This is a genomic window from Streptomyces sp. NPDC005485 (assembly GCF_040606085.1).
Taxonomy (GTDB): Bacteria; Actinomycetota; Actinomycetes; order Streptomycetales; family Streptomycetaceae; genus Streptomyces.
The window spans coordinates 1-8,673 of the sequence record NZ_JBEXDZ010000256.1; the positions used below are offsets into that span (position 1 = coordinate 1).

Here is an 8,673-nt window from a genome sequence, read left to right on the forward strand (position 1 = left end):
GCAGCAGCAGCGGGAGCTGGCGACGGCGGTCTGACGTCGCGGAGGGCCTCACGGACGGCGTCACCCTCGCCCGGTGATCCAATCCCTGGAAGGGTACGTCTGACGGGGTCCGCGTACGTGGCCATGGCAGGTCGCTCCAGCGTGGCGAGGGAATGGGAGGCCGTGCTGTACCCCCGGGAGGCGCAGAAGAGCTCCTGCATCCCGGTTCTGATGCGGAGTCAGGAATGTGACGCGGTGGTCTTGTGAAGTCAAGGGGCAGACCCCTCCCTCGTACACACAAGGCCGCGCACCGCCCTCAGGGCCCTCGCACACCCACGGCCGTACCACCCGTTCCAGCCGAACGCCCGGAATCACGCCCCCGCGTCAGCCGCTCGCCGCGCGCAGCAGCGTGACCACCGCCGCCCCGCCCAGCCCGATGTTGTGCGCGAGCCCCACGCGTGCTCCCGCCACCTGCCGGGCCCCGGCCTCGCCCCGCAACTGCCAGGTCAGCTCGGCCACTTGGGCGATGCCGGTCGCGCCGAGCGGGTGCCCCTTGGAGATCAGGCCGCCGGACGGGTTCACCACCCACTTGCCGCCGTACGTGGTGGCGCCGGACTCGACGAGTTTGCCGGACTCCCCTTCCCCGCACATGCCGAGCGCCTCGTACGTCAGCAACTCGTTGACGGAGAAGCAGTCGTGGAGCTCGATGACGTCCACGTCCTCGATGCCGAGCCCGGACCTCTCATAGACGCGGCGCGCAGCCTCCCTGGACATCGGCTGCCCCACGACGTCGATGCAGGACCCCGACGCGAACGACTCCTCCGTGTCCGTGGTCATGGCCTGCGCGACGATCTCGACGGCCTTCTCCCCCAACTCGTGGCGCTCCACGAACCGCTCGGACACCACGACGGCCGCGGCCGCTCCGTCCGAGGTCGGCGAGCACTGGAGCTTGGTCAGCGGCCGGTGCACGACGCGGGCGGCGAGGATCTCCTCGACGGACCACACGTCCTGGAACTGGGCGTAGGGATTGTGCGCCGAGTGCCGGTGGTTCTTGACGCCGACGGCGGCCAACTGCCCTTCCGTCGTGCCGTATTTCTCCATGTGCTCGCGCGCCGCGTCCCCGAAGATCTGCGCCGTGGGCGGAGTCGCCTCGAAGCCGTGCCGGGCGGCCATCACACCGTAGTGACGGGCCACCGGGGACGTCTTGAAGTCACCGGTGTCCGCTCCGCCGCCCAGGGAGCCCTTCTTCATCTTCTCGAACCCCAGGGCCAGTACGCAGTCCGAGATGCCGCCCTCCACGAACTGCCGCGCCAGCATCAGCGCACTCGACCCGGTCGCGCAGTTGTTGTTGACGTTGTAGACGGGCACGCCGGTCAGGCCCAGCTCGTAGGCGGCGCGCTGTCCGGCGGTCGAGGGCTGGAAGCAGTAGCCGACCGGGACCTGCTCGACGTCGGCGTACGAGATCCCGGCGTCCGCGAGGGCGCCCGTGCCCGCCTCCCTCGCCATGTCCCAGTACTGCCACTCCCGGGTCTCGGGCTTCTCGAACCGCGTCATCCCCACACCGACCACGTACGTCTTCATGGCACTCCCAGTCCGGCGACGGCTCCCCGAGGTCCGCGCCAGACTAGAACACGTTCCATTCCGGCGACAGGGGTCTGACGGGAGATCAGATCCCCATGAGAAGGTCAAGAATTCGTTAGCGACTCAAAGCAACGGAATAGTTGCCCCGGCGCACGAGGTTCACCCTGCACATACTCCGCAAGAACAACGGCCCGGACCACCGCCCGGACCCCTCTCGCCGCCCTGGAGGCCGCACGCAATGAGCCAGACAACGACGGACGTACGCACGCGAAAGCCCGGCGGCGGCGGAATCGTGCCGGTGCTCGCCTTCGCGGGCATCGTTGTCGCGGTCATGCAGACCCTGCTCGTCCCGGTCATCAAGGACCTGCCGGAGCTGCTGAACACCTCACCCAGCAACGCCACCTGGGTCCTGACCTCGACGCTGCTCTCCGGCGCGGTGGCCACGCCGATCATGGGCCGCCTCGGCGACCTCTTCGGCAAGCGGCGCATGCTGCTCACCAGCCTCGCCGTCATGGTGGCGGGCTCGCTGGTCAGCGCGTTCACCAGCGCACTGCTGCCGATGATCGCGGGCCGCACCCTCCAGGGCTTCGCGATGGGCGCCATCCCGCTCGGCATCGGCCTGATGCGCGACATGCTGCCCCGCGAGAAGCTCGGCTCGGCGATGGCCCTGATGAGCTCCTCGATCGGCGTCGGCGGCGGACTCGCGCTGCCGCTCGCGGCCCTGGTCGCGCAGCACACCAGCTGGCACGCCCTCTTCTACGGCTCCGCCGGCCTCGGCGTCATCTCCATCGCCCTCACCCTCCTCTTCGTACCCGAGTCCCCGATGCGCGCCGAGGGCACCTTCGACGGGCTGGGCGCGCTCGGCCTGTCCGCCGGCCTCGTCCTGCTCCTGCTGCCGATCACCAAGGGCAGCGACTGGGGCTGGAGCTCGGGCACCACGCTCGGCCTGTTCGGCGCGGCGGTCGCCGTCCTGCTCCTGTGGGGCCTGATGGAGCTGCGCGTGAAGGCTCCGCTGGTGGACCTGCGCACCACCGCACGTCCCGCGGTCCTCTTCACCAACCTCGCCTCGATCATGGTCGGCGTCTCCTTCTACGTCGTCTCGCTCGTCCTGCCCCAGCTCCTCCAGCTGCCCTCCGCCACCGGCTACGGCCTCGGCCAGTCGATGGTCGTCGCGGGCCTGTGCGTGGCCCCGCTGGGCCTGACGATGATGTTCACGGCGCCGGTCTACGCCCGGATCTCGGCGAAGTACGGCCCCAAGACCACCCTCATCCTCGGCATGCTGATCATCGCGATCGGCTACGGCGCCGGCCTCGGCCTGATGAGCGCCGCCTGGCAGACCATCGTCATCTCGGTGGTCCTGGGCGCGGGCATCGGCCTCGCCTACTCCTCGCTGCCCGCGCTGATCGTCGGCGCGGTCCCCGCGTCGGAGACGGGCGCCGCCAACGGCCTCAACACCCTCATGCGCTCCATCGGTACGTCCGTGTCGAGCGCCGTCATCGGCATGGTGCTGGCCAACACGGCGAACCACGTCGGCGGCGTCGCGGTCCCCACCATGCACGGCTTCCGGGTGTCCTTCCTGATCGCGACCGGCGCGGTGGCCCTCGGCCTGCTGTTCGCGATCTTCCTGCCGAAGCAGCGCCAGGCCACCAAGCCGCAGCTGCGCGCCAGCAGCGAGGAGGATGCCGCGCTGGAGCGGGCGCAGGAGATCCTCGGAGGCTTCCGCGGCCGCGTCCTGAACGTCGACGGCGTCCCGGTCGCCCGCGCCAAGGTCACCCTGATCGACCGGCGCGGCCGCCAGGCGGGCGCGACGCTCTCCGCGGAGGACGGCAGCTACGCCCTCGCCGTGCCCGCCCAGGGCGCTTACGTCCTGGCCGCCAAGGCCGCCGGCCACGGACCGCTTGCGTCCTCGGCGTCGCACACCGGCGACGACCGCCCGGTCGACCTGGACCTCGCCCTGCCGAGCGAGACCGTCTCCGCCTGATCCCGCCGATCGCCGCACCCCCGTCGCCCGCGCGGCACGGGGGTGCGGCAGCATGGGGCGCCGACAGGCACGTACGACGGAAAGGCCCCCCATGCCCGCGGCACCCAAGCCCGAGCCCAAGCCCGAGATCCTCGCCGCGTTCGAGGCCGCCAAGGGATTCATGCCCCTGGGCGAGGGGCTCGCGCTGTACGCGGCGGCCGTCGAGGCCGGGCGGCTGGGCCTGCCGCTGCTGGAGGTCGGCACGTACTGCGGGCGCTCCGCGATCCTGCTCGCCGACGCGGCCCGCGAGGCCGGGGTCACCGCGCTCACCGTCGACCACCACCGGGGCAGCGAGGAGCAGCAGCCGGGCTGGGAGTACCACGACCCGGAGACGGTCGACCCGCAGATCGGCCTGATGGACACTCTGCCCACCTTCCGGCGCACCCTGCACAGGGCGGGCCTGGAGGATCACGTGGTCGCGCTGGTCGGCCGCTCCCCGCAGATCGCCGCGTTCTGGGGTTCGCCCCTCGGCCTGGTCTTCATCGACGGCGGCCACACCGACGAGCACGCGAGCGGCGACTACGAGGGCTGGGCGCCCCACGTGGCCGAAGGGGGCCTGCTCCTCATCCACGACGTGTTCCCGGACCCGGTGGACGAGTTCACCGGTCAGGCGCCGTACCGCGTCTATCTCCGCGCCCTGGCTTCCGGCGCGTTCACCGAGGTCTCGGCGACCGACTCGCTGCGCGTCCTGCGGCGAACGGGAGCAGGGATCTGAGGGCCCGGTTAGAGTCGCTGACGTGTCGTACGTAGGCCCTGACTTCGATCCTCCCCAGCCGCGCCGTTCCCGGCGCGGCCCACTGACCGTCGCGCTCGCCGCCCTGGTGCCCACGGCGCTGGTCGGCTGGCTCGTCTACACGGCGGTGGGCGACTCCGGCGACGGAGGCGGTGGCGCGGACAAGGCGGCGCCCGCGCCGACCTCTCACAGCACCTCGGCGCCCCCCTCCGCCGCACCCTCCTCGGCTTCCCCCTCGGACGACGGCAAGAAGCCGAGCCCCAGTCCGACGGTCTCCACATCCCGCCCCGCCGCCTCCGGCCCCCTCAAGGGCAAGGTCGTCGTCATCGATCCTGGGCACAACGCGGGCAACTTCCAGCACGCGGCCGACATCAACCGCAAGGTGAACATCGGTACGAACTGGAAGGAGTGCGACACGACGGGCACCTCGACCAACGCGGGTTACACGGAAGCCCAGTTCACGCTCGACGTCGCGCGCCGGCTGCGCACGATCCTCCAGGAGCAGGGCGCCACGGTGAAGTTCACCCAGGACGGCGACCGCCCGTGGGGCCCGTGCGTCGACGAGCGGGCACGGATCGGCAACAACGCGCACGCGGACGCGGTCGTCTCCATCCACGCGGACGGCTCCGCGGCCGGCAACCACGGCTTCCACGTGATCCTTCCCGCCTCCGTGCACGCGGGCGCCGCCGACACCCGCCCCATCGTCGCCCCCTCCCGCGATCTCGGCGAGCGCATCGCGGGCAACTTCGTGCGCGACACCGGCAGCGCGCCTTCGAACTACATCGGCGACGGCACCGGACTTGTCGTCCGCAGGGATCTCGGCGGTCTCAATCTGTCAACGGTTCCCAAGGTGTTCATCGAGTGCGGCAACATGCGCGATAGCAAGGACGCGGCGCTGCTGACCAGCGGCGCGTGGCGGCAGAAGGCGGCGCATGGGATCTCTGAGGGAATCGTGAGTTTCCTGCACGGGTAGTGCTTGTTGCACGGATCCCGGCGGACACTCACGTCAGGCGGACGATAGTGTCCTCCCTACGATGAGGGGCCACCCCCGCGCTTTCCCACCACGGCCTGACGGCGCGCTTCACAGCGCAACCCGACAGCGCCATGGTGACAGCGACGCCTCCACCGATGACGAGACGACTGACGAAGGACCTGTGAAGTGAATATCCGCTCGCTCACTCGAGGCGACGGCGTGGTGATCGGAGCAGCGGTGTTGCTCTTCATCGCGTCGTTCCTCGGTCTGGCCCCCGGCTGCACCGGCAGCTACTGCGGCAACTACGAAGCTCCGAACTCCTGGGACACCCTGGGCCTCGGACTCGGAACCTACATGCTCGGTGTGGCCGGCGCCGCACTCATCGTGATCGCCCGGGCCCTTCCCCAGCCGCGCAAGGTGGCGGGCCTCGACCTCGGCACGGTGGGTGTCGCGTTCGCGGTCGCCTCCTGCTGGGCGCTGCTGTGGTGGCTCATCGACGCCGAGGACTCCGGCTCCGGCCTCATCCTCGGCTTCCTCGCCGCCCTGGTGCTCGCCGGTGCCGCGATCGCCACGCCGCTCGTCCCGGCCCTGAAGGCCGCGCTCGTCGGCGCTCCGAAGCCGCAGATCGCCGGGCAGCCCTACGGCGGTCAGCCGCAGGGTGGTTACGGCTACCCGGGCGCCCAGCAGCCGGGCCAGCCCTACGGCAGTCAGCCGCAGGGCCAGCCGTACGGTGCGCAGCCCAGCCAGCCCACCCCGCCCCCGCAGCCGGGCCAGCCGCAGGCGGGGGCCCCGCAGGGGCAGCCCGCCGGGGACTTCTCGCCGTTCTGGTTCGCCGTGCCGGTGGCTCGTCCGCTGTTCGGCGAGGACGGTGCGCCGACCCCGATCGCCGAACTGGCGCCGGGCACCTGGTACCTGGCCGTCGAGCAGCGCGGCGCGACCCTGGTGGCGCAGACGCAGGACGGCCGCCGCGGCGTACTGCAGGACACCTCGGGCATTCAGCGCGGCTGACGCCCGACCCCCGTCCACGACCGGCCCCTCGCCCTTCCGGGCGGGGGGCCGTTGTCGTACAGTCGCATGCCGTAACTGGAGAATCTGACACTCCGTCAGGCGTTGGTCTCTGGAGGCATCATGCGGCTCGGTCTCGCACTCGGATACTGGGGACGCGGCCCTTCCGCGGACCATGTGCCGCTGGCCCAGGAGGCGGAGCGGCTCGGCTACGACTCCGTGTGGACCGCGGAGTCCTGGGGTTCGGACGCCTTCACGCCGCTCACCTGGATCGCCGCGCGGACGTCAAGGATCAAGCTGGGCACGGCGGTTGCCCAGATGGCCGCCCGCTCCCCCACCACGACCGCGATGCACGCCCTCACCCTGGACCACCTGTCCGGCGGACGGATGATGCTCGGCCTCGGGCTGTCGGGGCCGCAGGTCGTCGAGGGGTGGTACGGGCGGCCGTTCCCGAAGTCGCCGCTGACCGCGACCAGGGAGTACGTGGATGTCGTACGCCAAGTCCTCAGGCGTGAGGCGCCCGTTGAGCTGGACGGCCGCTTCCATCCCCTCCCCTACCGGGGCGCCGACGGTACGGGCCTCGGCAAGGCGCTGAAGCCGATCACGCACCCGCTGCGCGCCGAACTGCCGGTCCTGCTCGGCGCGGAGGGCCCGAAGAACATCGCGCAGACGACACGGATCGCGGACGGCTGGCTGCCGCTGTACTGGTCGCCGCTCCGTACGGACGTCTACGCGGCCTCACTCGAAGGGGCCCCGGAAGGCTTCCTCGTCGCCCCCATGGCGCAGGCGCGGGTCTGCGGCGACGTCGCCGAGGGGCTGCTGCCCGTCAAGGCGATGCTCGGCTTCTACATCGGCGGGATGGGGCACGCGGCACGCAACTTCCACGCCGACCTGATGGCCCGCATGGGGTTCGAGGACGAAGCGCGCCGCGTCCAGGAGCTGTTCCTGGCCGGGCGCCGGGAGGAGGCCGTCCTCGCTGTGCCGGACGCCTTCGCCGACGAGATCTCCCTCGTGGGGCCACGTGAACGCATCGCGGAGCGGCTGGAGTTGTGGCGCAAGGGCCCGGTGACGGACCTCCTGGTCCTGGCACCGGACCCGCACACCCTGCGGGTGCTGGCCGAGCTGAACTCCCCGTAGGGGGTGTTTCGAAAGTCCCGCACAGCACCCACGGCGCCCGGCACGCACCGACCACCGCGGGCACCGCACAGGACCTTCAAAACACCCCCTAGCCGCCCGAGAGCTCGGAGGCCGACGGGACCTTGTCCTTGACCTCGGCGCCCGCGCTCTTTCCGGCGTCCTTGACCTTGTTGATGACGTCGTCGAAGGAACTCGCCGCGGAGTCGTCGCCCTTGCGCAGCTTGGACGGCAGGTCCTTGAGGGCGTCGATGCCCGCGGTGAGCGGGGCGACGGCCTTGGAGAGCGTGGGGTCGCCCTTGGCGTTCCTGGACGCGGCCTTGAGGCGGTTGTACGCGAAGGTGCCCGCGAGGCCCGCCTTGATCAGCGCGAACGTACGGCCCTTCGCGCCCTTCTTGAACTTGCCGGCCTTCCAGGGCTTCACGATCCACTGGTAGGTGGCCCCGGCCGCGAGTCCCGCGTTCGCCACGAAGCGGGTCTTGGCGAGCTTCTGCTTCTCCGGCGAGCTACTGGGGGTGGCGGCGGCCACCACGGCGGCGGTGTCCTTCGCCGTGCCGCTGCCACAGGCGGTGGTGCCGACGAACAGGGTGCAGCTGAGAGTGAGCGCCACGAGCAGGCGCCGTATGTGTACGGGCACGAGGTCCTCCGGGGGTGAACGGTCCTCCCGGGCGACCCGGGAGTCACGGCTCCACCAGCAGCCTCACCCCGTCCTCGCGGCTCCGCCACCCGGGTGAGCCCAATCGGGGCAGAACCCTTGTCCCGTACGGGTTTCAAGGGTGTCAGGAGGGCTACCCGCAGACCATGTCCCCTCGATATCGCAACGGTTCCAATCAGGCGGGGACGGTCATCGCGATCGTCGCGGACATCATGGCCGTCATCCTCGGTCTCTGGATCCTGTTCTACCTACTGGACGCGAACCGCGCCAACGACCTGGTGCAGTTCATCCACGACGCGGCAACCTGGCTGGCCGGTTGGTCGCGCGACCTGTTCACGTTCGACGAGGCGTGGGCGCGCGTCGTGGCGGGCTACGGCCTCGCGGCCGTCGTCTACCTCTTCGTCGGCCACGCCATCGCCAACCGGATGCACCGCCACTGAGGGCCGGTGGGCCCGGAGTGCTGTGCTACTCGCAGCAGTCCGGGTTCAGGCCCGTCGGGAGGCGTTCGCCGCTGAAGACCGCGCAGGTGGGCTCGTGGGCGGCGGGGGGGGGGGCGGCGCGGGGGAGGGGACCCGCGGGGGGGGGGGGGGTGT

The 8,673-nt window shown here is 71.0% G+C and carries 8 protein-coding genes; 6 read left to right on the top strand and 2 right to left on the bottom strand.

All coding sequences use genetic code 11. The features are described from left to right. Window positions 1–363 precede the first annotated feature (363 nt). Window positions 364–1,560: a lipid-transfer protein gene (locus tag ABZS97_RS42385; RefSeq protein WP_356148726.1), complete on the bottom strand. Its 1,197-nt coding sequence runs from the start codon at window positions 1,558–1,560 to the stop codon at window positions 364–366. A 238-nt stretch (window positions 1,561–1,798) separates the two neighbouring features. Here ABZS97_RS42385 and ABZS97_RS42390 point away from each other — a divergent pair, with 238 nt between their 5' ends. From ABZS97_RS42390 to ABZS97_RS42410, 5 genes are all read left to right on the top strand, one after another. Beyond that, the gene (locus ABZS97_RS42390) at window positions 1,799–3,541 is read left to right on the top strand and encodes an MFS transporter (RefSeq protein WP_356148731.1); all 1,743 of its coding nucleotides are present in this window, start codon (window positions 1,799–1,801) and stop codon (window positions 3,539–3,541) included. Window positions 3,542–3,632: 91 nt separating this feature from the next. Continuing rightward, window positions 3,633–4,295: a class I SAM-dependent methyltransferase gene (locus tag ABZS97_RS42395; protein ID WP_356148737.1), complete on the top strand. Its 663-nt coding sequence runs from the start codon at window positions 3,633–3,635 to the stop codon at window positions 4,293–4,295. 22 nt (window positions 4,296–4,317) lie between these two features. Then, window positions 4,318–5,286, top strand: a complete 969-nt coding sequence (locus ABZS97_RS42400) for an N-acetylmuramoyl-L-alanine amidase (protein ID WP_356148743.1) — start codon at window positions 4,318–4,320, stop codon at window positions 5,284–5,286. Between the two features lie 186 nt (window positions 5,287–5,472). Then, window positions 5,473–6,294, top strand: a complete 822-nt coding sequence (locus ABZS97_RS42405; protein WP_356148750.1) for a hypothetical protein — start codon at window positions 5,473–5,475, stop codon at window positions 6,292–6,294. A gap of 120 nt (window positions 6,295–6,414) precedes the next feature. Further along, on the top strand, window positions 6,415–7,428 hold the full coding sequence (locus ABZS97_RS42410; RefSeq protein WP_356148755.1) for an LLM class F420-dependent oxidoreductase: 1,014 nt from the start codon (window positions 6,415–6,417) through the stop codon (window positions 7,426–7,428). A gap of 88 nt (window positions 7,429–7,516) precedes the next feature. Here the strand turns inward: ABZS97_RS42410 and ABZS97_RS42415 are convergent, their stop codons facing one another. Beyond that, complete coding sequence (locus ABZS97_RS42415) at window positions 7,517–8,062, bottom strand: hypothetical protein (protein WP_356148758.1); 546 nt, start codon at window positions 8,060–8,062, stop codon at window positions 7,517–7,519. A gap of 164 nt (window positions 8,063–8,226) precedes the next feature. Between ABZS97_RS42415 and ABZS97_RS42420 the strand changes: the two genes are divergently transcribed. Next, on the top strand, window positions 8,227–8,520 hold the full coding sequence (locus ABZS97_RS42420; RefSeq protein WP_356148761.1) for a hypothetical protein: 294 nt from the start codon (window positions 8,227–8,229) through the stop codon (window positions 8,518–8,520). Window positions 8,521–8,673 lie beyond the last annotated feature (153 nt).

What these genes read in the sequence shown, in the direction of transcription:
- ABZS97_RS42390 (WP_356148731.1), top strand. Translation starts at nt 1,799, where the DNA reads ATGAGCCAGACAACGACGGACGTACGCACGCGAAAGCCCGGCGGCGGC.
- ABZS97_RS42395 (WP_356148737.1), top strand. Translation starts at nt 3,633, where the DNA reads ATGCCCGCGGCACCCAAGCCCGAGCCCAAGCCCGAGATCCTCGCCGCG.
- ABZS97_RS42420 (WP_356148761.1), top strand. Translation starts at nt 8,227, where the DNA reads ATGTCCCCTCGATATCGCAACGGTTCCAATCAGGCGGGGACGGTCATC.
- ABZS97_RS42385 (WP_356148726.1), bottom strand. Translation starts at nt 1,560, where the DNA reads ATGAAGACGTACGTGGTCGGTGTGGGGATGACGCGGTTCGAGAAGCCC.
- ABZS97_RS42410 (WP_356148755.1), top strand. Translation starts at nt 6,415, where the DNA reads ATGCGGCTCGGTCTCGCACTCGGATACTGGGGACGCGGCCCTTCCGCG.